Here is a 24635-nt window from a genome sequence, read left to right on the forward strand (position 1 = left end):
GACAAAATTGCAGATTTCATCAACTCTATCCGCTTTTACCACCAAGATAGGAGCATTAAATGTTAAATTATGCTTTATGTCGATTAAATGGATTTAGTAGTAAAAAAAGATTGTCACTTTTTTTGAAAGTTGATACCTATAAATTTCGGAATGTTGATGAATTTTTTGTTTCTCCTTCATTTACTCAGAGAGACTCTAAAGGTAAAGATAGAGTTTTGTATAATCCTAACAAAGAATATAAATTAGTTTTAAATAGGATTTGTAGGGATTTGCAAAGAATTGAGTTTCCCAATTATGTGTTTGGAGGATTAAAAGGAAAGAGTTATGTTCAAAATGCGGAATTTCATATAAATGGATTATTTTATTTGACTTTAGATCTGGAAAATTTTTTTCCTTCAACTAATGACTACTATGTATTTAACTTCTTTAGAAATAAGATGGGGATGTCGGTAGATATCTCTAAGGTTATGACATTATTAGTGACGGAACCTAATAAAGAAAATAGCGAAATTAGAAGCTTGCCCCAGGGATTTCCAACTAGCCCAGTGTTAAGTTATTTATGCTATGTAGATATGTTTCAAGAAATTAACAAATATGCAGAAGACCATGGTATTAAATTCTCTTGCTATTATGATGACTTAACTTTTTCTTCAGATACTAAAATAAACAAGAGCTTTAGAAGAGATGTCGAAAAAATTGTTGAACAATATAGATTGAAAGTTAATAAGAAAAAAACCAGATTAAAGAGAAACGTTAATGGAGTTAAAATCACTGGAGTTATTTTGAAAGAAAATCGGTTATTAGCTCCTAATAAATTACATAAAAAAATGATGGATAGGTTTAACCAATTAACCAGTCTTGATTTAGAAAAAGCTAGATATAAAAAAATCGATAAGTTGTGTAACTCTGTTCGAGGGTGTTGTTCAGCTATCACATCCGTTGATAAATCAATGCAATTTCCTTATATTTTAAGTGAAGTTAGAAAGTATGATAAAATAAAAAGTGAATTGATTAAATAATGGTTTTTTAAATTTAAGTCCGTTAACCTATGCAAGATGTTAACGGACTTTTTGTATAAACTATACTTTGAACAATCCGCTCTCCTCAATGTCAAATCCAGGCTCAATCCATCGAAATAGACCATCCACGCATTCAATTATCTCCGGCATTTCACAATCACTTGCACCTGCCCACCATAATACTTCATCACTATTAGCTAGACGATAGTTGGGATGTTGTAGTGCTTCCTGCTTATCAAATGTGATGTTTAGACGCTTAGACTTGTACCATGTTCCATTCTTTATGTTGTATAACAACAGTCCTTCATAAGCATAGGCTGTACTTGCGTTGTGAAATTTAAACGTCATATTTAGCTTTGTTTCGTTATTAATCAATTTTATACCCTCTATTCTTATTATATACTCCCGATATAAACTTTTATTCGCCTGTATTTTGATTAAATGTAAATAAATAGTGTATACTGGGGCTGGAAAGCAGCTTATAACGATATCGTTATAAAGTCAATAATATTTTTGGAGGGATTTCAGATGATGAAAATACATATTAAGCTTGGATCAATAATGAAAGAGCGAAAGATGACTCAGATGCAATTATCGGAATTGTCCAATGTTGCACAAGCCAAAATATCCAATATATGTAACAATAAGTTAAAGGAATTGAATATCGGAATCCTAGAGCGCATAGCTGGAGCGTTAGAAATAGATGATATCTCGGTGTTGATGCAATTGGAAAGTGTAGAGGAATAGGTAAGCTAAGTGAATGGACTAGAGCGGAGAGGGGAGTCTAAGTTGTGTTCAACAATGTGTATGGTGTTATATAGCGCCGTTAAATAGAATTAACTACATCGCACCTGTAAAAGGTGGAAATTTTTTTAGAAAATACATAATATGTATAAAATTTTGTGTCGGTACAAATAAGCATTAAAACAACGTAAATAAGTTATGTTTTATGTTGTCACCTCGGCATGTCGCGGAACGCTAATTCCACGACATACCGGGGGTAGGTTATAACATGGAAAACTGCTTTCGTTTCTCTGTACCCCATGGGCACTGCAACTTAGCGCGGCTTCGATATTTCAGATATGTATTGCAAGACTCCGTGTACTTAAACCACTAATGTAACACTCAGATCCTTCAACGGTTAAATCCTCTTTCATTTGTTTTAACGTTTTCGCCAAAATACGTTAACGGTAGATATGTTCTATTCAATGCAAAAAGGAAGCAGAGTAATCCCATAGAATGTTGAAGTTACAGAGATTTTCAGCATAATTAACCAAATAATATAATGTGTTTCCGTTAAATTAACAAAACGAGCATCACCAACGATTGTGTAGGCTTTGACAAACGGAATGGTACTTTTTTTCATAAATCAAATCCAGCGAAGAATAAGGGATTACAAGAAGCGCAGCCATAGATAAAATTCAAGTTTTATCTACATAATTTGGTGTTTTACTCAATCAATTTGTTTAGGTTTGAGATCATCATATAATAGGTTTCTTCTATATCATTTTGTTTTAAATTGTCAAAAACTTCATTTTTAATGTGTTCTATGATTTTTTTTCGCTCTGTGCTATCTTTGAAAACTTTGACTAACTCTTCATTTATTGTGGTCAAAATAGTTTTAGACGAATTCTTAAATGAATCTTCCTTAATGAGGGGGAGATTAGAGTACTCCTTATTCAAATTATCTATTGCCTTCACAAAACAACGTGGTTTTATAAAATCTTCTACAGTATATACAATTATTCCATCTACTAATTCATCATATCTTTTCCAAACACCACTTTTTCTTAATTCCACAAATTCTTCTTGTTTTTCTCTTGCTGGATTATCATTATCGCTTAGAATTATATAGTTCCGCCCAGCTAGTTCTAAAATGTTTGCAATATGTTTTATATCTTTTACTCCTCTTGCGTGACAATTCCCAATGTGCTTTAGCTTTCGAATTTCTTTATACTTTTCTGGTATCCTTGATAAGGCAAGATTAAATATTTTTTTATCTTTCCAACCCTCGAAAATTATATTACTGTTTTTAAGCGTTTCAAAAACGGAAAACCCTAGTGCATTAAAAATTACTTCTTCATCAACAAAGTTAGATTCATCAACTTGAGTTAAAGTTGTTCTTTCATTTTTTTTATCAACGATTAAATGTCTTGAAATATTATTTTTGTCAATCATGAAAATAGAATGAGTGCTATATACAATATAATTGTTTTTAGATATTTTGAATATTTCTTCACGTAAGTATTTTTGTCCAGAAGGATGAAGAGCTAGATCAGGCTCATCAAACAATAATAGTGTGTTTTTCATCTGCTTACTTTCTACTTTTGCAGAAATGAAAAGTAAAAAGCTAACAAACCGTTTGAATCCATCACTTCGTTGAGAAAGCTCATAATTGTTAAAGGTATCCTTAATACCTGCATCTATACATATACCATTTGGACTTAAAGCAAATTCAACATTATTATATTCATTCCAAACTGTTCTAAAATGTTCAGTGGTTCGCTTAGCTACCCTTTCCAGCAAATTTCTTAAACCATGTCTATTTTTGCTAGTTGCTTGGTTTATTGCTTCAGGAATATCATTTATTCCTGCTAATTCAAACATAGATTTTAAAGCAAGGCAATGATCAGGGTTTTCTATAAATTCGTCAATTTCAATGTTGGATGGTAAAAGGTATTTATCGTTGTACTGCCATAAAAGGGTTTCTGGTTTATTAGTATCTACCCAATCACATACCTTGCTACCAATGTAATCTTCAATATCTTGAAACGAAACATCTTGAAGGTATTCAACTGGTATCTCAGAATAAGAATCGAGATCTATTAATTTGAATTTTGAAATAGAAGTATCTATATTATTTATTTTTATTTTAGCTTCAATGTTAGATATTGGTTTTTTTAAACTTGCTTTAACACTAATTTTGTCATCCGTTGACCAATAAGTAGAATATTTTTTTCCTGGAATCATTACTTGGTAAAAGCCTTCTGTAAAATAAGAATCAATATATTGTTCTAAAGTCATTTCTCCCTTTGAGTTACTTAATAGTATAGGAATATTTGTTGACAACATCTCACTTTTTAGCGAATTGAAAATTTCTTTTCTATCTTTTAAATCTAATGTGAATGCGAAGGAGATTTCACCTTCGGTGACTAACTCTTCACTAGGTAAACCTTCTCTTAGGTCAGTTTTATCAAGAGATTTATTATTTTCAAGCATTGATAAGGCTTTTAATATATTTGACTTGCCCACTTCGTTTTTTCCTACAAGAACTCTACATGAAGGCTCGAAAGTAATTGTAATATTTTCAATTGAACGAAAATTTTTTATTTCTACTCGATTTAGCTTCACCTTACACCATCCTATTTGTAATTGTGGTATTTTCTTTATTGTTACATATTTTTCAATTTATTTTAAGCCCTTTCTTGAAAAAGGTGTAGAATAATAGTGTAGATGATAAAATTTTATTGAGTAAAATTTGTGTTTTTTTTGAAGCGAATAATTTAAATTGTTGAATGATTTCAATGTCAAAACCCATACTTTTTGTTCGGTCTTATATTGCTTCTCAGAAGCATGTCAAAATATACATAAAATAGTTTTGAAACATTTCATTGTTGTGATATACTATTTGACACATAGTTTATGTCAAGGAGGATGATGAAATGAAGATTGGATATGTCCGAGTCTCCACAAAAGACCAAAACACTCAACGTCAAATTATTAAGATGAAGGAGTTGGGCATTGAGGAACGGTATACGTTTATCGACAAGGCAAGTGGTAAGGATTTTAACCGACCTCAATATCAAGCGTTGAGGCTTGTGATTCGTGAGGGCGATTTAATATACATAGACGCATTAGATAGGTTAGGTAGAGACTACGAAGGAATCATTCGGGAATGGAAGTACATCACACGTGAAGTCAATGCGGATATCGTAGTGCTTGAAAATGAAACGCTATTTGATAGTCGCAAGTTTAAGGACATGGGTGACTTAGGACGATTGATGGAAGATCAATTCTTGAGCTTACTTAGCTATGTAGCGGAACAAGAACGGAAGAAGTCGAAGCAAAGGCAGGCAGAAGGAATTGAAGTTGCTTTAAGCCAGGGAGTTAAGTTTGGAAGACCGAAGCAAGAAATCAACGATGATTTTATCAAGGCGTACAACGAGTGGAAGTCTGGAGGGATTACGGCTGTTGATGCAATGCGCAGAGTGGACATGAAGCCAAATACCTTCTACCGAAGAGTAAGTGACTATGAAAAGAGCATAATCGTATAATTTGGATGCAAGAGCCTTCTGTCCTGCTGCGGTGTTGTTGAACTAACGTATTACCGTTAGTTCAACGTATTCACACTCATATGTTGCGTTACACCGCGCTGCCTAAACGGCAAATTTGGAAAAGTACCACATGGGATGGTCCTTTCTCTTTTGTAGATCAAGTTTACTGACTAACAATTTATCATTCAATCCATTACTACTATACGTTTATAAGAAAGGGGCAACAAATCTTTTACATCAACTTTTACTGGATTTCCTTCCTCATCGTTTAGGATGACTTTGATATCAGGGCAATAATTAATGAGCATCTGGCGACAGTTCCCGCATGGAGGTACTAAATAGTTATGAGCCTTATCGTGAGTAGCGACTATGGTATCAAAATCTCTTTCACCAGCAGTGATAGCTGCACCGATTGCTATGTACTCCGCACATGAGCCGTGAATCCCATCACAATTAACGCCCAGATATACATTGCCATTTTTACAGCGGATAGCCCCTCCAACTGTATGGTTGTAAACCCCGTCATCAAAGTTTTTTTCTAGTACTTTCATTGCCATTTCGATTAGTTCGTAGTCATCTCGAATTAATTCATATGTCTTCATTTATACACCTCCTATTATAAACGCAGTCTTTTACCTACATTCGTTACTTATACAATTTTATCCTTTTTGTGTACCGTAAGGTCAATTATCCTGCACATTATTTAATGGGGCGTTGTGAGTCGGATACTTTTATTTTCTTTCGACATCTTTCTAGTGAAGGTTCTTTCCAAAATCATAAAGGGGCTGATTTTAAACCTGCAAAGATTATTTTGTTCCACATACCCCTGAGTACTGCAAACGAGCGCAGTCAAAAGAAGCGGTATGAATTTCCCACTTAATACTAGGGATACTTCATACCGCTTTGATTATTGCGTTGCTTATTTGCTTTTAAAAACCTCATTCAATATAGTCCTAGCCCTTTTCAATTCCTTACTGTCCAAAGACAGTAACAGGTCCAAGACATCATCAAATTCGTCTAGTTTTTTTGAGATTTGTCTTTCAGCCTTATGATCAATGAAAAATTCATATAGGTCCACATTTAAAGCGTCAGCTATCTTTTCAAGATTCTTAATGGATACATTGTTCTCTCCTCTTTCGATTCCACCAATATATGAAAAAGAAAAGCCACATTTTTCTCCAAGAGCCTCTTGTGAAAGTCCACGACCCTTACGTATTTCCCTTATACGTTTTCCCAACTTATCCAAAGCGGTTACCATCAGCTACACCTCAACTAAAAGTGTAGACAAGAAAACACTGACAAAACATACGTATTTATCGGTCAAAAAATATATAAAATGATACATATAGTAGTCATTTTATGGTACTATTTGGCTATCCTAAACTCAAGGGAGGGATAAATAGTCATATTGTTACTAAAGCGAGCAAGAATTTATCATTAATAATTTTCTGAAGAATACAATGAATACTATGGAGGTAATATTAATGGAATATTGTAGAGAATGTGGGAGTGAAGTAATCGCAGGGAGTAAATTTTGCAATTCATGTGGTAAGGCATTACATAAAGAGACACCAGCACATGACTCTTCACATATTGAAAGAAAGGATGTACCCACTCCTTCCTTGAAGGCTTCAGAAAACAACAACTTAATAAGATTTATCAAATCTAAGTGGGTTATCTCCATCATTGCATTGGTTATCCTGGGTTTTGGCGCTCTATACATTTATGACAGATACTTCACTCTTGAAGGAGAAGCCAAATCAGTGGTGGCAAATTACATAAAGGCTATCCAAAATGGAGATACCACATATGATTTTAGGTCGATTGATGTGGACGATTTTTACAACGTTACTGACTATAAATTTATAAAAGCTTCGAAAACGAAAGTTGAAACTATTATTCATTTAGATAGGGATGACTGGGACAAGGACTTTTTCGTTGGACGAACCATAGAGAAAACATATGAAAAGGAGAAAGAATATTATCGGCATGCATATGAAGCTGCGGGAGTAGGGGGCAAGGTAATTGCTGAAGATGATGATACAATGACCATAAAAACGGGATTGCAACATGATGAGTTAACGTTGCTATATGATCTACAAGCGATCAATGGACTTGGTGAATCTGTAATGAAGAGAGCATATTTTACTTTAGAAAATGATGATTATGGTAAAAATATGAAAATCACTGATATAACTTATTGATACTCTTGCTGATGCATAAGAGTCATGGGGGTTCCCTATGGCTCTTGTATTATGAAGTGAGGTATTAAGCTCATATATTAGGGAAAAACTGCACCGCTTCTGTAAGGAGGAAATGAATTGTAATATGGTTTTAAATGTAAAATAATGAAAAACCAGTTTACAACAACCCGGACTTTGGGTATAATCCGTTTAGCATCATCCACAATTTAGGAGAGATGCAATCCATAATCTACTTTACAATCAACAATACCCAAAAAGTCCAAAAAACCTTGATAAATCAACGTTTTTGGTTCTGGTCTTGGTCTTGGCGGCTTCACCATTAACAATCCGAACGCCACTGCTACGTGCGGCTGCGGATCTTCTTTCCGTACGAAGGAAGATGCAGGCAAGCCGGCGGCTGAGCCTTGCTAAGACGGGTAAATGATGGGATGTAGCACTGGAATCTAATATAGACAGCTGAATATGCAGCCGTTAATCACGGCTTCCCAACCTCTTGAATTGTGTAAGAAGTACTTTACACTTTTCAGGAGGTTTTTTATTTGGCCAAAAAGCAGAAGAAGATTGGAATGACAACGGATCAAGGTTAAAGGAAATGCCGGAGGGATGGATAACTATAAAATTTATCTAAAAAAGCTGAGAATACTCCACCCTCGATAGGGTGGGGATAAATCAGCGGTTTTCGATTTCGAAACGAACGTATGTGCTATAATATGAATGAGATCACTAAAAGGAGGTGTTGCACATGCTCGTGTCTGCGCAGGAGGTTTCTTCGAAACCCCTGGTTCATCAAGCCTATAAATATCGGATCTACCCCAATACAGAGCAACAGCAACTCATTCGTCGAATGTTTGGCTGCTGCCGTTTTGTGTTCAATTACTTCTTGGGAGCTTGGAATCAAAGGTATGCGGAAACGGGAAAAGGCTTGTCTTATCACGCTTGTGCAACACAACTCCCCGGTTTAAAAGCACAATACGACTGGCTGAAAGAAGTCGATAGCATCGCTTTGCAGTCGGCTGCTCGTCATGTGGCGGATAGCTTTGATCGTTTTTTTAAGAAGCAAAATCAAGCGCCACGCTTCAAGAGCCGAAAGCATCCGATTCAAAGTTACACGACCAAATTCACCAACGGGAATATCGCCATGGAGGGCAGTCGCTTGAAGCTCCCAAAAGTCGGCTGGATACGTTTTGCAAACTCCCGGAAGCTGGAAGGCCGGATATTGTCCGCTACCGTTCGTAAAAACGCCAGCGGGAAATTTTTCGTTTCGCTCGTTTGCGAAGTTCAAAAGAACCCTCTGCCCCAAGTGGATACACCTATTGGCATCGACTTAGGCTTGAAAGAATATGCAGTATGCTCAAACGGGGAACATATCGCCAATCCTCGCTTTTACCGTCAATACGAGAACAAGCTGGCGCTTTGGCAGCGGCGGATGGCTCGGCGTACTCCGGGCGGCTCCAACTGGAAGAAAGCAAGGCAGCATATCGCTCGTATTCACGAACGCATTGCCAATAAACGAAATGACTTCCTCCACAAGCTGACCACGAGACTGATTCGTGAAAACCAAACGATTAGTATCGAACATCTGCGTGTGGCGAATATGATTCAGAACCCCAAGCTTTCAAAATCCATTGCTGATGCGTCTTGGGGCGAGTGGGTGCGACAGCTGACGTATAAAGCGAAATGGTATGGACGAAATCTTCGGATCGCCGACACGTTTGAGCCGACCAGTCAGCGTTGCCATGTGTGTGGCACGATCCACCCCGAGGTGAAGAACCTGTCCGTTCGGGAATAGACGTGTACGGCCTGCGGGACGATCCATGACCGTGACGAAAACGCCGCTCACAATATTGAACAAGTAGCGGTTTAACCGCCACCTAACCAAACGATAGAATTCAACATTTCACTTGCGTCAAAAATGTAAAACTGCGGGAACGCAGGGATCGCTTGCTCCATAAGAAGAGGGTACTCTTCTGTTCGCAAGAATCCGCCACTTCAAGCGTTAGCTAAGTGGGGGAGAATTCAAGGAAAAATAATCCGATAATAAAAAAGAATATCCTATATATTTAATTATAAATTACATAGGAAATATTGCTGTGCGGACAAAGCGGGAGGGTGGACATGGCGTCAACGAAGCTTATATTTAACGAGGATGAAGTCCAGCGCCTGCAGACCAAAATAGGCCAGGTAAGCCAGGACACTAACCGGCTGTATTTGCAGCTGAAGGGCCAGTCCAGCGGCTGGGGCGGAATTCCCATGGGAGACCACCTCGTGAAGGCTCAGGTCATGATCAACGAATTAACCGTAGAAGCGGAGAAATTGGAGGATATTATCCGGACCGCCCTGAAGGGGGTTGCAGGACTCCAGGAGGAGAATAAACGGCAGGCCGACAAGCTCACGCAGCAGTTTAGTCTTCTCGCGGGTGTATTCGGAAGCTTTGGGACACAAGGTCCTGCCGGGCGGATTTCCATTCCTGCCATTGTGCAGAAGAGTGTAGCGTATCTGATCACTTCTGTTACCGTCCTGCTGGGAAAGGATGAGCTGAATAACGATCCGGCAGTGCAGAAGCTGCGGAATATCATCCAAACGTCCGGGCTTTTGACCGTAGAGGGTATTGCGGCCCTAAGCAAGCTGAAGGATATCTTCGCGGCGCGGGATGGGATCGCGAAGGCGCAGATGGCCTTCAAGGTCTATGAAGCGTTCGGGAACAAGACGCAGATGGAGGCCGTCCACGCGCAGGCTGAGGAAGCACGCCAGAAGCTGGCTTCGCTGGGTGTAGCCAAGGTCCAATATGAAGCAGGGAAGGATCTAAGCGGCTATTTCAAGCAGCCGGCTGTTAAGGCCTGCAATTATGATCCATCGATCACGGCGGAGAGTGTACCGCTGATACATAACGAAGAATATCTCCTGCTGCTGCGGCTGGCGATGGAGAAGAGTGCTGCTGGGAACTACGCGCGAAGCCAGCTGGAGGTGAAGCGGGAGGAGATCAGGATCGCTGAGGCTGTGAGGCAGGTCCAGGAGCAGATAGAAGCAGCAAGACGGCTGAACGGTCCGCCGCTGGAACTGCCGGATGGCACTCCGATAACGGCAGGCAACAAGGAAAATGAGACGACGCTGGCTTTTTATGTGGACAAAGTCTATGTGCCTAATGATTTCACACCGATGTATACCAGCTACCTGGGGTGGCTGGATGATACATACGGGTTAACGAAATGGGAGAAAAGAGTTCATCAGGCAGATGCGGTGGTGCTGGCCTTTACCGAAGGCTTGGTGAAAGAGGTAGTGATGGGCGTGGCAGATACGGCTACGGTTGCCTTCAAGCTTGTGGTCGACCCGGTCAAAACAACGACAGAAATGAAGGATCAAGCGGTTTATATCATGGAGCATCCGGAAGTACTGGTGGAAGCGGCCAAGATGGCTTATCATCAATTTGACGAAGGAACGCCGGAAGAGAAGGCAGCGATGCTGGGTTCGGTAGCTTCCCTCCTTGTCCCGGGAATGCAGGTCACCAAAATCGGCAAAGCCGGGAAAGTGTTCAGCGGGGTGGAAGACGTTGTCAGCCAGGCGGCGAAGGATGCCCTGAAAGGAATCAGGTCGAAGCTTCCGGAGCTGGGTCCGGTCTTACAGACACCGGAAGGGCTTGCCTTCAAGGCAGGTGAGATACCCGATGGACCTTCACTGCCGAGGACGCCGGTGCAGCAGCAGTATATGGATGCGATGGATGAGATGGGTGGCGGTGCGAATGGGACTGGCAGCGGGTTTAAACGAACTATACCTAATAAACTCCCAGATGCGAATGCTGTACCCAAAGGAAACCCGGCTAAAATCGAGAAAAATGCAAGTCCAGAAAAAATCAGGGCATTAGAAAGAGAAAACGAGGCTGCAAAAAAATTAGCGGAATATGGGTATGATATTGAACAGAATCCAAAGATAGGACCAGCTGATGGTATAGGTTTGGATAAGAAACCTGATTTTAGTATAGGGGGTACAATATTTGATTGTTATTCTCCAAGTCCTGCGAAAAGTGTGAGGGGAGTTTGGAGTGAAATTAGAAATAAAATAGAAGATCTTCAAACGAAAAGAGTAGTTATTAACTTAGCTGATTGGGAAGGGAATATAGATGATTTAATCTATCAATTTAAGGAATGGAAAATAGAAGGTTTAGAGGAAGCAATGATTATTAATAAGAATGGTTCGATCTTAACTATTTTCCCCTAAATCGTAGTGAGGAGGATTAATAAGTGGCAGTAGAATATAGTTTATATATTAAAGGAAGAAAAATTACTTTGAAAGAGGTAAAGGATTTATTCTCTAAAGAAGGCATTGAGATTATTTCCACTAGTGATAATCAAGAAATAAATTATCAACTAACTAATTTTAAACCGGAAATTGGACTTCAAATTACTGTAAGAGAAAAGGGAGAGTATCCCGCTGAACATCCAGCGAATGCCATAGATACAATATTTTTGAAAGACGAGTTTATTTACGACTATAGGATTACTTTTAGGCATGATAAATTTTATGAAGATACTTTATCTCAAAACAGGATAATGTATGTAATGGTTTTTGAAATAGTTGAGTACTTGGATTGCATTGCCATACTCTTCGGTCCTGGAGGTGAAGATATCTGCTATTTTAGTAATAAGGGAGCGTATATTATAAAAGGAAACGTTAATTGGTTCGAAAATGGATGCAAAGAAGATGTATTGTTGAGTGGGGAAATAATATATTTTGATGGAGAACCAATGTAGGTCTGGTGATTACCGGATTAAATAATAAGAGAGAAACTGAATATTATGTGTTGTATAGATGTCTGCTATGAATTGTGGGAGTACCCAAGTGAAACATGACCTTAGCAGAAGGTTCAGGCATAAAAGACCCCCAAAACCACATCAACATGGTTTTGGGGGTCTCTTTTATTTGCGCATAAGAATTCGGTAAATTAGCACCGCCGCTTCGGCACGCGTGGAATTTGCAGTGGGCTTGAGCTGCTGCCGGCCGTCTCCCTTAATGAGACCAGCTGCTGCCAGTGCTGCAATATCATCGGCCGCATCAATGGTGATTAGGTGGCGATCTGTAAAGCCGTCTAAACCGGAGGCAGGTATCGTACCCGGATTCCAAACTTCTGTAGCCTTTAGGGCTCTAGCCGCCATGACAAACATCTCTTGTCTGGATAGCGGTTCATTCGGAGGATTGGATGACACCTCTGCGAAGCCGTCCCCTTCTGCTCCACTCAGTCCCAAAGCCCGAACCAGTAAAAGTGCGAAATCCGCATGTGTAACGGCCTGCTCCGGTCTGAATTCGGTGGCTGACACACCGTTAATTACGCCTTTGGAGGTGAGGACCTCAACTACAAACTTTGCCCAATGCGATTGGGAGATATCCTGGAATGTCTTGTGATTATAGACTGCTGCATAGTGGCCGGAGGAGAAAGTGGTTGAGAAAACCGCTTGCTGCCTCTCTGCATTATAATCCCCGCTGACTACAGGCTGGATGATTCCCTTGTCATTGACATGCCACACAACAATAAAGGCATTGCCCGCTGCAGGAACGGCTGGTGAATGCGGAAGTCCGATCTGTATGGCTGATTGCAGGCTGTCTGCTTGAAGCTTTATCCCATCCAAACGAAGCTCATACCCGATTAGCGGGCTGTCTCCTAACTTCCCTTTAAGCGTTCCTTCCGTATCGACTGTTCTTACTAGTAAAGTTACAGTCTTCACGCCGTCGAGGATTGCTGCAGGGAAGAGACTGTCTGGTAACATAATCGTGGCCAGTGACGAGCTGACCTCTATCTGCAAGGCAGAAGCTCCTGAGCGAAATGCTGAAGCAGGTAAGTGTAACTCATATTCCTTGATGTCCTTGGCCGGATCAACAGTAAGCGGAATCCGGATAGTTTTAATACCGGTTGAATCCGCTTTGGCCAAAGCAATTATCTTTTGCAGGGAGGAATCCATCAGTAAGGCGCTGGCTTTCCCTGCATCAACCGTTATGGGCAGTTCAATTCTGACGCTGCCATCCAGCAGGAGTACGGTCGTAGAAGAATCTCCAATGGCTGACCCGGAACCGCCGGTGTTTGGTACAGCAGCGGGACTTGGTGTAGACGTGGGACTAGGTGTAGCCGTAGGACCCGGTGTGGCAGAAGGAGCCGGAGTAGCCGAAGGACTTGGTGTCGGGTTTATCTCTGGTTCCGGTTCTGGCTCTGGCTCTGGCTGAGTTCCCGGTCCCGGCTCCTCAAAGGGAATGAACTTCAGGAAGTCACCCCAGATGATATTTCCCTCCGCATCCCTCGTATAAGAGTTTACTGGATTCAAACTAGCAAAGTTAGCATCTGTCAGCTGCTTGCCTGACTTATTGACTGACGCTGTACCATCGTACATGAAGTTATTGTCGGCAGCCAAAGCAGCTGGATACTGGTCTTTCCCGATGCTGCCCGTCTGGTAGGATACAAAGCCGTCGATCCTAAAGTCTGCAGTGATTTGGTCATAAGTGGTGAAGCTCATATTTCCGCGCGTATTATTAAATCCGATATTGTTAATAGCAATCACACCCGGATTACTGTTACTGGTGAAACCATATGCGCCATTTCCGAAGGCAATGGAATTGCGGATGGTATGAGGGACGTGGATGCCTTCTCCCCCCAGCTTGAATCCGTTCTTATCACCGGCGCCAACCGTTCCGTCTGTTAAATATCCGTTATTGAAGGCTGCACTATTCTCGATTAATACTGGACCGATCGCGCCTGAGCCTGCCTTGGTGTACAGGTCCCAGCCATCGTCAATATTATTATGTGCCAGGCATCCTCTGAAAATATTTCCAATACCTGAAGTTAATTTCGCGGCAAAGCCATCTGCATTATTGTCTGCCGGATCGCGGTTATCGAAGGAGGTGCTGTTCAGAATCAAGTTGTAGGATGGCCATTCGTCGAGTTCTTGTGCCGTTCCGTCTGTACGGCTGATTTGAAGACCCGTATCCCCGTTAGCGTAGAAGCGGCTATTCTCTACGATGTTATAGTTACCCCCAACCGTAAAGCCCTTTGTATTCCCGGCCGACCGGGTGAAATCAAGCCCCTTCACATGCCAATAGTTCCCGCTGAGCAGCACGCCTTCTGTTTTTTTGTCAAAATCGATGACGGGTCTTGCCCCTGGTGCTGCCTCCAGGTACTTCTTAGCGGCTGCGGTTCCATCATTGTACCTCTGAATGACAAGCGGTGATTTCCGCACATAAGTGCCGTCTAGCACGATAATATGCTGACCTGGTCTGACATATTCAATGGCGGTGTCGAGATCAAGCGGGAGATCAGCCGTACCATCCCCGGCACTTGTTCCCGCAGGAGATACATAGATATTTTCTCCCTCCCCATAGCTGCTCATGGTTACTGTGAAGTTATGGACGATTTTATCGTAAGAGGTCAAATACTGGGTATCATCTGGTACAAAAGTAATGCTGAAGTTCGTATCCCCCTGATCACCGAGTAGCGCCGGAACCGCAAGTCGCTTATCGGCCTTAGCCTCGATATCCTGGGCGATGACCTTAGAGCCTTGCTTTACCGTTACGGTTCCGTTGACATTAGGACGAACAATCATTTGATATTGTGGTGTAGAGGTCCTGCTTAGAGATAGGATGCTTAAGCTTGGGGCAACCGGAGCTGCCGGTGGTTCAACCTTAGGAGAATCTGTAGCTGCTGACGTCACCGTCAACTGGATATTGCGGATATTAATCGTGGCGAGACGTGCCGCATAGAATCCGACATACATTTTGGAATCTTGTACGTTAAGAATATCCGGCTCAAAAATGATAGCTTCCTGATCATTGTTAAGCTGGCCGCTAAAGCCGCTATTCGTCTTGGAGAGCGTTAGACGATAAGGAGCTGCAGGAGCCGTGTTGCCGGGGGCAGGCCGTTCATTCCTCAGCATGATGGTCTGAATGCCTTTACTTCCGGTTCCGTCAGACTTCAAAATACCGGACCGGACAAACAGCTGGGTGCCGATCGCGCTTTTGGTACCGCCGCTGTAGCCGCCGATAGCAGCGATATTCGAGGCGAATACGCTGGAATTTCCAGGCGTCCCAATAGCATCCCGTGCCATGATGCCGAATGACTCTTGTCCGTCATATGGAGTTTTGGCAAAAGCCGACACGGAGATATCCGCAGACAGCATGAAATTATCTTCTGACGCATCAAGCTCTGTGTAATAGAAGGTAATGCCATCGTGGTCTTCAGTCACCTTGCCGCCGCCTTCCAGGGCAATCAGCTCTACTGTTCCGTCCTCTTGTAGAAGCATCTTGTTATTTGCAGCGGATGTGGATTGGCCGAATTGAATGCTGCGCCAGACGGGTTCAAGCTTCTCTTTTACCGTGACTGAATACGTAATCGGCTGAATGGATGTATCCGCAGGGATGATCCCGATGTCATATACTCCGGCCCTTTGGTTATCAAACTTGGAGCTGTCCAGGATGAAATCGCTTAGGACTTCCCGGTCCAAGTTGTCATAGACTTTCGATACGATCAGATGATCGCTGTTAAAGTTATCGCCTATAAAAAAGGTCGTTGCCGGATAGCCTGTTACTTCGATACCGGTTAGCTCTTTAATTTGGACCTTAACGTGGAAGGTTGCTGTTGATGCTTTATGAGTTACTGTGATTTCTTTATCTCCTGGTACCGAGGTGTTGAGGGGAGAGACGGTATATTCATCTTTGGTCAGGCGGATCTGAGTGCCATCAGAATAATGGGCATAAACTGCTAATCCTTCTAATTGGATGGAATCACCGATGTAATAGACGGTTTGTTTGGGTTCATGTCTAATCTCCAGCTTGGACAGGGCAGCGTCAATGACTTCAACGTTAAAGGCAGCCGCCATGGATGGAGTCTCTGTGGAGGTGATATGGATTTCATATGGACCTGAATCCGTAAACACATGCGGTGATGTATCAGTAACGGGCTGTCCGCCGATGGAGAGCGAATAGAGACTGCGGTCCAGTTCTGTGATCAGGTAATGATCATTATAGTCAGCAACGACCACAAGTCCCTCCGGATCAAACGTATCTCCCGGATAATAGACCGTTTTGGCCGGCTCATATTTTACCGATAAGGAGGTCACTGTCAGCGGGATGATTTGCAGCGGGATGGTTGCCGAAGCGCCGTTATAATTAATCTTGATCGTATTCTCTCCAGCCTTAGTGCTGTCAAAGCCGGTAACAATATAATCAGCGGAAGACAACACGGCCTCACTGTTATCAGAAAAGACAGCCTTAACGGCCAGTCCGGTCAGATCAAGAGGTTCACCCACCAGATAGGAGGTTTTGGTCATCCCGCTTGTATCAGCAATTAGGCTGGATACGCTTTTGGTCTCGACCTTGATGTCTAGTTCACTGAAGGTTACTTCCGCATCTCTTGCTACATAGATTCCGGCAAAGATCGTCTCCGTGAATGTATCGTCGAGTGTTACGATTTGAGTCTGCTCACCGATGCTTAGCAGATAAGTATTGCCTGATTTTTTAATGCTAAGATCATAGGCTTCGCCTGCAGCAGGGGCATTGATTCCGCTAAATGCAGGAAGCTTTATTTGTGAGGTTTTTTTATAAAATCCTTTCATTACCTGATCCAACGCACCGACTGCAGCATAATTAGAAATGTTTTTGCTGTCATCTCCATTTGTTCCAACAGTATCCCTGAGCATAAGTCCGAAGGATTTCTGATTAGGCGTGCTGACGCTGGATCTGCTGTTAAATAAATTCACTGTAGCTTTGGCTTGGAGCTCAAAGTTCGTGTCAACGGGAAGTTCTTTGTAATAAAAGGAAAGTCCCTCCTCTCCAGAAGCAATCTTTCCGCCGTACGTACTCATTATTACTGTATTTGGATCTTGAACAATAGGTTCGGGGTTCGTAGCTGGTACTGTACCCGGTCCGAAGGCGCTGAACGCCCAAGGTCCCAGATCCACCTGTTCTTCTTGGCGTACTTCCTCTGCAGACAGAGATAGTGGAATAGACGAGAACAGGAGCAGGAAAATTACAAACATAGCTGACAAGCGTTTTGATTTTCTCACAATGATTAAAACCTCTCCTTATTGGAACGATTTGATCAATGTAAAAGTCTGATCTACGAGATTATACGTTACGTGTGAAAAGTACAGCTATAATCAATACTTCACAAACCGCAGTATATAAGGAATTAGAGGAAGGATGTGAGTTAATGACACTTGGTTTACGAGGGGAGGATAACAGGGATATATCGCGAATCATGAATAGTAGGCATAATTAAATTTACGAGTATTGGAGGCAGCGGCATGTTGAAGCTATTCGAGTATAATTGGCAGGTGCGCAAAGACTGGTTCGACTGGTGTGAGACGGTGGACGGGGAAGAGCTGATGAAATTACGCACTGGAGGCATAGGATACATTCTTCCTACGCTCTATCACATTGTGACCGTCGAGTATGGCTGGATCTGTGGCGGGATACAAGAGAAGGAGATTGAGATTCCTTCATTCGAGGAAGTGGCCAGCTTGCAGCAGGTCAAGGATTTATCCGCGCGGTGCCATGAGGAGCTGGCTCCATTCGTGTACGGCTGGAATGACAGCCTGGAAGACCGGATCATGATTGATATCACGGATGAAGGGGAACACGAACCCCACAAATACGGCGAGGTTATGCGGCATCTGATTGCCCACGAGATCCATCACACCGGTCAATTGTCTGTATGGTCACGGGAGATCGGGAAGCCGCCGGTTACGGCTAACTTTATTGGCAGAGGACTGTTTAACTAAATGCTGAAATTGACCCGGAAAATGAAGGTAATAGCTGCGTCAGGTATATTGTTAATAGCACTGCTGATGATCTCTTGGGGAGTCTATGCCAAGCCGGTGCATGCTGCCTTGGTCAATTACTCTAGCATGGTTGAAGTGGCACCGGATGTTTATATAGAGCCGGATATGTCAAAGGAACTGCAGGATCAGCTGCTATATTACGTTGAGCTTGCCCAAGAGAAGGTCACGGCTATTTTTGGTGAGCGAACTTCAACTCCGTATTTGATTGTGGCGCTAACTTCCAGGAGTCTGGGGAAATACACTGAAAATCCGACCGGACAAACCTATTACCTGCCCTGGAATAACTATATTGTGATCGGCCCGGACGGGTTTAATGAAAATGTGATTTCGCATGAATTCACACATGCTGAATTGAGGGAACGACTGCGCAACCGCAATGTAGTACCTGTGTGGTTTGATGAAGGTCTGGCTTCAATGGTAGACGGGAGATTGTCTAATAGCACAGTGGCATGGGAACAGGTAACGGATAAAGGTAAGAAGCCTGTGGATTACGGCCTTTTAGACTCGTATGATGCCTTCAATTATGGAACTCCGGAAGCCTGGGAGAATTACAATTTGGCTTGTTATGAAGTTACGCGGTGGTTCTCTCGTGCAGGAGAAGAGGGGCTTCTCAAGTTAATCCAAGCGTTGAACCAAGGGGAAGATTTCACAGAACAATATGCAAGAATTGAACTTGCTGAGCCATGAAGCCTCCCCGGATTACAACAGTAAGCATAAGGATGTGACCAAGCATGCAGTTTGAAACAAACCGGCTGCTGATCCGGGAATTCAGGTCTGAGGATGTCCAGCAGGTGCATGAGTATGCCTCCGATCCGGCAGTGGCCAAGTATATGATTTGGGGACCCAATTCCCTGGAGGATACCCGGAGCTACATCCGGCTGACCCTGGATATGCAGCAGCAGGAGCCGCGCCAGGGGTTCGAGTACGCAGTCGTTCTGAAGCAGGAGAATGTACTTGTGGGCGGCTGCGGGATACATATCAGCGGAGAAGGGCAGGGAGAAATCGGTTATTGCTATAACCGGTTGTATTGGGGACAGGGTATTGCAAGTGAGGCCGCCGCCGTGCTGCTGGAATGGGGCTTCAATGGCCTTGATCTTCACCGGATCTACGCGACCTGCCGCCCGGAGAATATCGGCTCTGCCAGAGTCATGCAACACATAGGAATGGTATACGAAGGACATCTGAGAGAACATATGCGCCATAAGGGGAAGTGGCTGGACTCTTACCAATACTCTATCCTGAAGGACGAGTATATGGCGGCACGCGGCTGAATTGGAACAACAACCCGTTCGCGGAGCGTCCATTCAAGTATACACGTTGATCTTAAGCAAAAAAAGAAGGCGTCCCAGAAGCCGTTTCATGGCTTTTGGGACAGCCTCTTTTTGCTGTTCTCTAGTCTGGCAATAGTACAGTTAGAGCGGCATAGCGGCAACTTCGTTAATCTTGACTGCTTCTTCCGGATCAGCTGCAATCAGCTTGTCATACACTGCCTGATCCTGGGCACTCTGTGTTCTCTGCTGTACAGCGAGATACCAGCGGGCCGTTTCCCGGTTGACGGCATCGTTATAATCCTCATTCAGCCCTTGCTGCAGTGTGGCAGCGGCGGCCTGGAATTGTTTCGACAAATATTGGATCTTACCGGTGTTCAGCAGCATAGCCGAAGTAATCATCGATCCCCGTCCCTGCTGATCTTCAGCCGGAAGGGTACTGAACCATTCTTCATCCGCAGCCGCATGGGCATAAGCGTCCAGACCGGTTTTGAAATACCGTTCCTTATTAACCGTCTCCTGATCCCCCAGATCCGTCTGGCCCAGTGCATAAGCATCCAGTGCCCGCTTCAAGGCTGCAGCTCCCAGCTCCTGGGAACGGCTGATCACTCCGCTGTACCAGTCTGTAGTCCAGAGTGTAGCGGTATCCGTCAAGTCTTCGTAACCATTGATGAAGCCTTGCTTCACCGTTGCCCCAGCAGCTTCCTCGTCTCCGGACATGGATTGGATTCGCCCTGCATTCAGAGCAATCGTTGAGGTAACGAAGAATTCACGGCCCTGAAGCTGCTCGGGTGGAAGAGTCTTCAAATGCTCAATGCCGTCCGTTACATGCTTGTAGGAAGCCAGCGCACTGTTGAAATACTTCTGTTCCCCTGCTTCATCTCGCTTCGCATAGGCCTGCAGCCCAAGGAGCGAGGTCCGGCTGATCAGATGATCATACCAGTTAATATCCCACATGAACTTGTCCGCATTATCGAGATACACCCGGTAAGACTCTTCACTCTGGCCCTTCAGATCATAGTATTTCGCCAGCTGGGATAGCAGATCTTTGTTATAGGGCTCACCTTCAAGTGCGCGGGTTAACACCGTATAGGATTCGTCCAGAAACTGTGTATTCTGTGTTTGGGTAAATACCTGCTGATCCAGCATGGATAGATAAGCCGCCGATTCGGGATGATTCGGGCGGGTTTTGAGTGCTTTTACCAGAGGGGCCTTGATCTCTTCATAGGATTGGCTGACGTTGACCAGCTTCTTGGCGGTATAGGCTTCAGAGCTGGAACTGATATACCCCAGAGACAGGAACAGCAGATACCCGGTGCCGATTCCCAGCAGCCCGAAATACCCGGCTCTGATCCAAAGCTTGTTCCACTTGAGACGGAGCGGTCTGCTCTCCATGACAACGGTCATCCCTCCCAGAGCGAGGAAGACCAGAATCCCCATGAACGCATAGCTCATATTGAAATCAAGCAGGCTGTGAACAAGAATTGACAACGCGATAATGAGATAGAAGAACCCATTATTGTAATCGTCTTTGTCGCGTTTCAGGTATCCTCTTACATACTTGCAGAAAATGAACAGGATGAAGCCCATGAACACGATAAAGCCGAGAATGCCCACTTCAATCAGGTACTGCAGGAAAAAGTTGTGGACCTGGCGGCTCAGGTAAGGGTTGTTCTGGTAGTGCTCATAGAGTGACGCCCAGCCCCCGCCTCCGGTCCCCAGTACCGGATAATCTTTGACCACCTTCATGGCATCTTTGTAAAAGGTGAAGCGTTCAAGTACACTATGCTGCTTGAAGTTGATATTCTCCAGCCGTGTTCCGATATTCTCCGGCAGAATATTACGCGCACGGGTTCCGATAAACAGGAAGGCGATAATCAACACACCGGCAACGGATACCACAGGAATCCATACTCCGCTCCAGCGGCGTGATTCTGTGCTGCCGAGCTTGCGGCTCAGCCAAGGGGCAAAGTAATGCTGGACAACCCAGCAAAGAGCGGCGGCGCAGAATGATGCACCCAGCAGGTATCCCCAGCCCTCAAGGGCAGCAGAGGAAGTGAAGGCTGTATTCAGCTCCAGGCCCAGCCTGGTTACCGGATTCGTAATCAGCAGAGACAATACGCCGGCAATGGCGAGATTAATAATCCAGAGTATCTGCTGCACAGGCTTCAGGAAGAGCAGCAGAATAATGAATACCACAGGCAGCAGGACCAGACCGCCGCGGGATAAGGTAAGCAGCAGCGAGACAATGAAGGGAACCAGCATAAATCCGTGCATCAGCTGTCCGTACCATTTCCGGGAGCGGATCAGCGCGAATAAGGCGACGAACAGAAAAGCCATCAGGAACGCTGCATATGTATTGGCATACTGGAAAATGGAAGTCAGGCGAAGCCCGTTCGAATCGGTCATCACCGCTTCAGTGTACTTGCCGTTGACCACAGTATCCGAGAACCAGCCTACAAGACTGCCGGCAAGCTTCCAGCTTCCGAGCCAGTTCAATAGACCGAAACCGACGATCAGATAAGCGATTGCGAGGATACCCAGCTGAATAACATTATTGAGCTGCCTCTGGCGGAGCAGATACACGCTGGTAATGAAGACCGCCACATAAGTAAATTGGGTGAACAGCATGTTCATAGCCATATAATGCGAGGCAGCGCCAAACAGTGACAGGGCGTACGTTAACGGGAGCAGGATTGCGGCGAGGGTAAGCAGATCGCGCTGCCCGTCCAGCCTGAAGGTCTTGAAGTACAGGACAGCGCAGACCAGCAGGAGTAGACCGCTCAGCAAGGCAGCGACATAAATGGGCTTCTCGAATTCCACTCTCATTCCGTTGAACAATCCAACCTGGAAGGGGGTCCACCCCAGGAACAGGATGAAGGCAATGCAGAGCGCCCATGCGGGTCCGGAATTCTTTTCGATCATTTTGGACGGATCCGCTTGTTTGCCGTATACAGGTTTCGACACGTTATATTCTCCTTTTTTCGAGTATTCACGCTACTAATTCTAACATAGAACCATATAAGGTATATTGTGTAAAATGATGATAATGTGAAATTATGGATGGATATGAGTGTTCGAGTACTTTGGAAATGTGGAGGAAGAGGAGCTGGAACGGTCCGGCGAAGAGGTGAGAGAATCGGTAACGAGGCAGTTGGCGGTGTATTTTGACGGCAAGAATTGAATTCAGGTGTGGCGTGTTACCGGAGGTGCTGCAAGGCTTGAGAGATTCAGCTAATGGAGCTGTCCATCGGCACAGGCCAACCCTTCACGGTTTCATAGAATATAGTATCTCAGGCGAAGGCGAATCTATGAATCTTACAACCGTAATTCCGCTCAAAGGCAGCGATGATAAAAGGCAGTCTGCTCTACGGATGTCTTTTGTCATAGCTGCCGGGAGCTTTGCTTCAGGCCGGAAGGATGAATTTGAAATTAATCATGAACACGATCAGGGCAGCGGCCCCCAGGGAAAAGGCGATACAGCCGGCGCCCAGAACCCTGCGGCGGTCTTTGATGAACTTGAAGCCCAGCGCGCAGACGAGTATTGTGGTTCCTGCCAGTACAACAGACATACCGATCATCGCAAACCAATACAGGATTTCAAAAAACTGTGCCATTAGGAAACCCTCCCCTCCAGGCTATAATACAACGAATTTTAAGAATATTCCAGCTCTGGAATAAACGGAACACCGGGACATACGGCCCTTGCGGCTATATGCCCTTTTTTGCTGTTGACTCCCTTACCACGGACAATCATACAGGAGGGTGCGGTCTTTCGTGAGTAATCTATAGGGTAGGCTGGGAATTCGAAAGGAGAGGGCGAAAAAATGGCGGGGAGAGAACTGGCAAGCAAGTTGCTGAAGACCGCGGCGTTGCTTAGCGATTCACGGGTTGCCGGTTACATTCCGAGAACACGGGAATATAGTGCTGCCGGACTGTTGGCGATGCTGGGAAGATACGGGAATGTTGTGATTAAGCCGGTTGTCGGCGGCGGAGGCTACGGGGTGATCAAGGTGTTCCGGGATCACCGGGGTTACGGCTTCACGTATATGCATAATACACGTATATATCGTGATTTTGCTTCGATGAGGTACGCACTGGACCGCTTCAAGGTAAAGCGGAGATATTTGATCCAGCAAGGCATTTCCCTTGCCCGGATTTCCGGGCGTCCGATTGATTACCGGGTCAAAGTGGTGAAGAACGGCGATCACTGGGAATTCCGCTCCATGGTAGGCAGAGTAGCCCGGCCGGGATTGTTCGTTACTAATCTCTGTAAAGGGGGAACGATGCTCAGCTGCCGTCAGGGACTGAACAGATCGCTGCCGAGAATCCGGACCTCCGCCAAGAAAGCGGAGATGCGCCGGCTGACTTTAGTCTGCATTGAGCTGCTGGAGCGGCATTTCCCCGGCATCGGTGAGCTGGGGTTCGATTATGCTGTGGATCAGCGGGGGAAAATATGGATTCTGGAAGTAAATACAAGACCAAAATAACCGGAAATTGATTAAGAAAATTTTAATAATTGACGATAAATACATTAATAAGCTAATATTGCGTTTAGTCGTGTCAATTCCGAGGTAATATGAACATAAATATCCCAGCCAATTATGAACATTCTAAAAATTATTTTTAAGGATAAGCGGGATATCTGCCCTGTGCATAACTATTATCCCCATAGTCCACCGTGCAGTACCTGACATTACAACCCTTACTAACATATTATGCACAGGATCTCCACAGTAGCTTGTGGATAATGAGAACGCTTGTTCGAATAATGATAGTTTGCTATGATAGATTCAGATCCAAATAAAGGAAAGGTAGGTGAACGTTATGGTTGAATTGTCGGATGAGATGCTGCTGGACTCTTATCATAGAGCGATAGAGCTGCAATTGGAGCATGATTTCATCGCTCTGCTACTCGCTGAAATTCGCAAACGGAACTTACACTCTCCAGTTCATGCGGTTCTTCACTAAAGATCAGAGCATACCTTTACAGCACCCAGAATTAATCAAACCGCAAGTAACACAGAATAGGGTATCTTTTCAAGTTGAGGTGGAATCA

The 24635-nt window shown here is 43.9% G+C and carries 18 protein-coding genes and 1 pseudogene; 12 read left to right on the forward strand and 7 right to left on the reverse strand.

Annotation, left to right across the window (positions count from 1 at the left end; genetic code table 11):
* The first annotated feature begins 59 nt into the window (after positions 1-59).
* The gene (locus MHI42_RS26310; RefSeq protein WP_342421105.1) at positions 60-1019 is read left to right on the forward strand and encodes a reverse transcriptase family protein; all 960 of its coding nucleotides are present in this window, start codon (positions 60-62) and stop codon (positions 1017-1019) included.
* A gap of 60 nt (positions 1020-1079) precedes the next feature.
* On the opposite strand, the gene MHI42_RS26315 is transcribed toward MHI42_RS26310, so the two are convergent.
* The gene (locus MHI42_RS26315; RefSeq protein ID WP_342421106.1) at positions 1080-1394 is read right to left on the reverse strand and encodes a hypothetical protein; all 315 of its coding nucleotides are present in this window, start codon (positions 1392-1394) and stop codon (positions 1080-1082) included.
* A gap of 153 nt (positions 1395-1547) precedes the next feature.
* Between MHI42_RS26315 and MHI42_RS26320 the strand changes: the two genes are divergently transcribed.
* On the forward strand, positions 1548-1766 hold the full coding sequence (locus tag MHI42_RS26320; protein ID WP_342421107.1) for a helix-turn-helix transcriptional regulator: 219 nt from the start codon (positions 1548-1550) through the stop codon (positions 1764-1766).
* Between the two features lie 702 nt (positions 1767-2468).
* On the opposite strand, the gene MHI42_RS26325 is transcribed toward MHI42_RS26320, so the two are convergent.
* Positions 2469-4370, reverse strand: a complete 1902-nt coding sequence (locus tag MHI42_RS26325; RefSeq protein WP_342421108.1) for an AAA family ATPase — start codon at positions 4368-4370, stop codon at positions 2469-2471.
* Positions 4371-4681: 311 nt separating this feature from the next.
* Here MHI42_RS26325 and MHI42_RS26330 point away from each other — a divergent pair, with 311 nt between their 5' ends.
* Positions 4682-5293 (forward strand): recombinase family protein, encoded by a 612-nt coding sequence (locus MHI42_RS26330; RefSeq protein ID WP_342421109.1) that lies wholly within the window; start codon positions 4682-4684, stop codon positions 5291-5293.
* 185 nt (positions 5294-5478) lie between these two features.
* On the opposite strand, the gene MHI42_RS26335 is transcribed toward MHI42_RS26330, so the two are convergent.
* Together MHI42_RS26335 and MHI42_RS26340 are read right to left on the reverse strand one after the other, a co-directional pair.
* Positions 5479-5895: a cytidine deaminase gene (locus MHI42_RS26335; RefSeq protein WP_342421110.1), complete on the reverse strand. Its 417-nt coding sequence runs from the start codon at positions 5893-5895 to the stop codon at positions 5479-5481.
* A gap of 317 nt (positions 5896-6212) precedes the next feature.
* Positions 6213-6539, reverse strand: a complete 327-nt coding sequence (locus MHI42_RS26340; protein WP_342421111.1) for a helix-turn-helix transcriptional regulator — start codon at positions 6537-6539, stop codon at positions 6213-6215.
* 214 nt (positions 6540-6753) lie between these two features.
* Between MHI42_RS26340 and MHI42_RS26345 the strand changes: the two genes are divergently transcribed.
* The 4 genes and pseudogenes from MHI42_RS26345 to MHI42_RS26360 all read left to right on the forward strand — a co-directional run bounded on the left by MHI42_RS26345 (position 6754) and on the right by MHI42_RS26360 (position 12242).
* Positions 6754-7497, forward strand: a complete 744-nt coding sequence (locus tag MHI42_RS26345) for a zinc-ribbon domain-containing protein (RefSeq protein WP_342421112.1) — start codon at positions 6754-6756, stop codon at positions 7495-7497.
* A gap of 742 nt (positions 7498-8239) precedes the next feature.
* Positions 8240-9361 (forward strand): annotated as a pseudogene (tnpB, locus tag MHI42_RS26350) (IS200/IS605 family element RNA-guided endonuclease TnpB).
* Positions 9362-9612: 251 nt separating this feature from the next.
* Positions 9613-11709, forward strand: a complete 2097-nt coding sequence (locus MHI42_RS26355; RefSeq protein ID WP_342421113.1) for a hypothetical protein — start codon at positions 9613-9615, stop codon at positions 11707-11709.
* A gap of 23 nt (positions 11710-11732) precedes the next feature.
* On the forward strand, positions 11733-12242 hold the full coding sequence (locus MHI42_RS26360; protein ID WP_342421114.1) for a hypothetical protein: 510 nt from the start codon (positions 11733-11735) through the stop codon (positions 12240-12242).
* Between the two features lie 165 nt (positions 12243-12407).
* Here the strand turns inward: MHI42_RS26360 and MHI42_RS26365 are convergent, their stop codons facing one another.
* Entirely contained in the window at positions 12408-17531 is a 5124-nt protein-coding gene (locus tag MHI42_RS26365; protein ID WP_342421115.1) for a bacterial Ig-like domain-containing protein, read from the reverse strand.
* Between the two features lie 240 nt (positions 17532-17771).
* Here MHI42_RS26365 and MHI42_RS26370 point away from each other — a divergent pair, with 240 nt between their 5' ends.
* Genes MHI42_RS26370 through MHI42_RS26380 form a run of 3 tightly spaced genes read left to right on the forward strand, consistent with a single transcriptional unit; the run spans position 17772 to position 19579 of the window.
* Positions 17772-18248, forward strand: coding sequence for a DinB family protein (locus MHI42_RS26370; protein ID WP_171718202.1), 477 nt, complete (start codon positions 17772-17774; stop codon positions 18246-18248).
* Positions 18249-18995 carry a hypothetical protein gene (locus MHI42_RS26375; RefSeq protein WP_342421116.1) on the forward strand — a complete coding sequence of 249 codons (747 nt, stop codon included), beginning with the start codon at positions 18249-18251 and terminating at the stop codon, positions 18993-18995.
* A gap of 44 nt (positions 18996-19039) precedes the next feature.
* Positions 19040-19579: a GNAT family protein gene (locus MHI42_RS26380; RefSeq protein WP_342421117.1), complete on the forward strand. Its 540-nt coding sequence runs from the start codon at positions 19040-19042 to the stop codon at positions 19577-19579.
* Positions 19580-19720: 141 nt separating this feature from the next.
* On the opposite strand, the gene MHI42_RS26385 is transcribed toward MHI42_RS26380, so the two are convergent.
* Together MHI42_RS26385 and MHI42_RS26390 are read right to left on the reverse strand one after the other, a co-directional pair.
* Positions 19721-22543 (reverse strand): O-antigen ligase family protein, encoded by a 2823-nt coding sequence (locus MHI42_RS26385; protein ID WP_342421118.1) that lies wholly within the window; start codon positions 22541-22543, stop codon positions 19721-19723.
* 440 nt (positions 22544-22983) lie between these two features.
* On the reverse strand, positions 22984-23193 hold the full coding sequence (locus tag MHI42_RS26390) for a hypothetical protein (RefSeq protein WP_039307001.1): 210 nt from the start codon (positions 23191-23193) through the stop codon (positions 22984-22986).
* Positions 23194-23403: 210 nt separating this feature from the next.
* Here MHI42_RS26390 and MHI42_RS26395 point away from each other — a divergent pair, with 210 nt between their 5' ends.
* Positions 23404-24066 (forward strand): YheC/YheD family protein, encoded by a 663-nt coding sequence (locus tag MHI42_RS26395; protein WP_042139804.1) that lies wholly within the window; start codon positions 23404-23406, stop codon positions 24064-24066.
* A gap of 337 nt (positions 24067-24403) precedes the next feature.
* Positions 24404-24547, forward strand: a complete 144-nt coding sequence (gene sda, locus MHI42_RS26400; RefSeq protein WP_042217282.1) for a sporulation histidine kinase inhibitor Sda — start codon at positions 24404-24406, stop codon at positions 24545-24547.
* The last annotated feature ends 88 nt before the right edge of the window (positions 24548-24635 follow it).

The sequence above is a fragment of the Paenibacillus sp. FSL E2-0178 genome, assembly GCF_038593005.1.
GTDB classification, from domain to species: Bacteria; Bacillota; Bacilli; order Paenibacillales; family Paenibacillaceae; genus Paenibacillus_AQ; species Paenibacillus_AQ phytohabitans.

What these genes read in the sequence shown, in the direction of transcription:
- MHI42_RS26345 (WP_342421112.1), top strand. Translation starts at nt 6,754, where the DNA reads ATGAATACTATGGAGGTAATATTAATGGAATATTGTAGAGAATGTGGG.
- sda (WP_042217282.1), top strand. Translation starts at nt 24,404, where the DNA reads ATGGTTGAATTGTCGGATGAGATGCTGCTGGACTCTTATCATAGAGCG.
- MHI42_RS26335 (WP_342421110.1), bottom strand. Translation starts at nt 5,895, where the DNA reads ATGAAGACATATGAATTAATTCGAGATGACTACGAACTAATCGAAATG.
- MHI42_RS26320 (WP_342421107.1), top strand. Translation starts at nt 1,548, where the DNA reads ATGATGAAAATACATATTAAGCTTGGATCAATAATGAAAGAGCGAAAG.
- MHI42_RS26380 (WP_342421117.1), top strand. Translation starts at nt 19,040, where the DNA reads ATGCAGTTTGAAACAAACCGGCTGCTGATCCGGGAATTCAGGTCTGAG.
- MHI42_RS26375 (WP_342421116.1), top strand. Translation starts at nt 18,249, where the DNA reads ATGCTGAAATTGACCCGGAAAATGAAGGTAATAGCTGCGTCAGGTATA.
- MHI42_RS26390 (WP_039307001.1), bottom strand. Translation starts at nt 23,193, where the DNA reads ATGGCACAGTTTTTTGAAATCCTGTATTGGTTTGCGATGATCGGTATG.
- MHI42_RS26370 (WP_171718202.1), top strand. Translation starts at nt 17,772, where the DNA reads ATGTTGAAGCTATTCGAGTATAATTGGCAGGTGCGCAAAGACTGGTTC.
- MHI42_RS26355 (WP_342421113.1), top strand. Translation starts at nt 9,613, where the DNA reads ATGGCGTCAACGAAGCTTATATTTAACGAGGATGAAGTCCAGCGCCTG.
- MHI42_RS26330 (WP_342421109.1), top strand. Translation starts at nt 4,682, where the DNA reads ATGAAGATTGGATATGTCCGAGTCTCCACAAAAGACCAAAACACTCAA.
- MHI42_RS26310 (WP_342421105.1), top strand. Translation starts at nt 60, where the DNA reads ATGTTAAATTATGCTTTATGTCGATTAAATGGATTTAGTAGTAAAAAA.
- MHI42_RS26395 (WP_042139804.1), top strand. Translation starts at nt 23,404, where the DNA reads ATGGCGGGGAGAGAACTGGCAAGCAAGTTGCTGAAGACCGCGGCGTTG.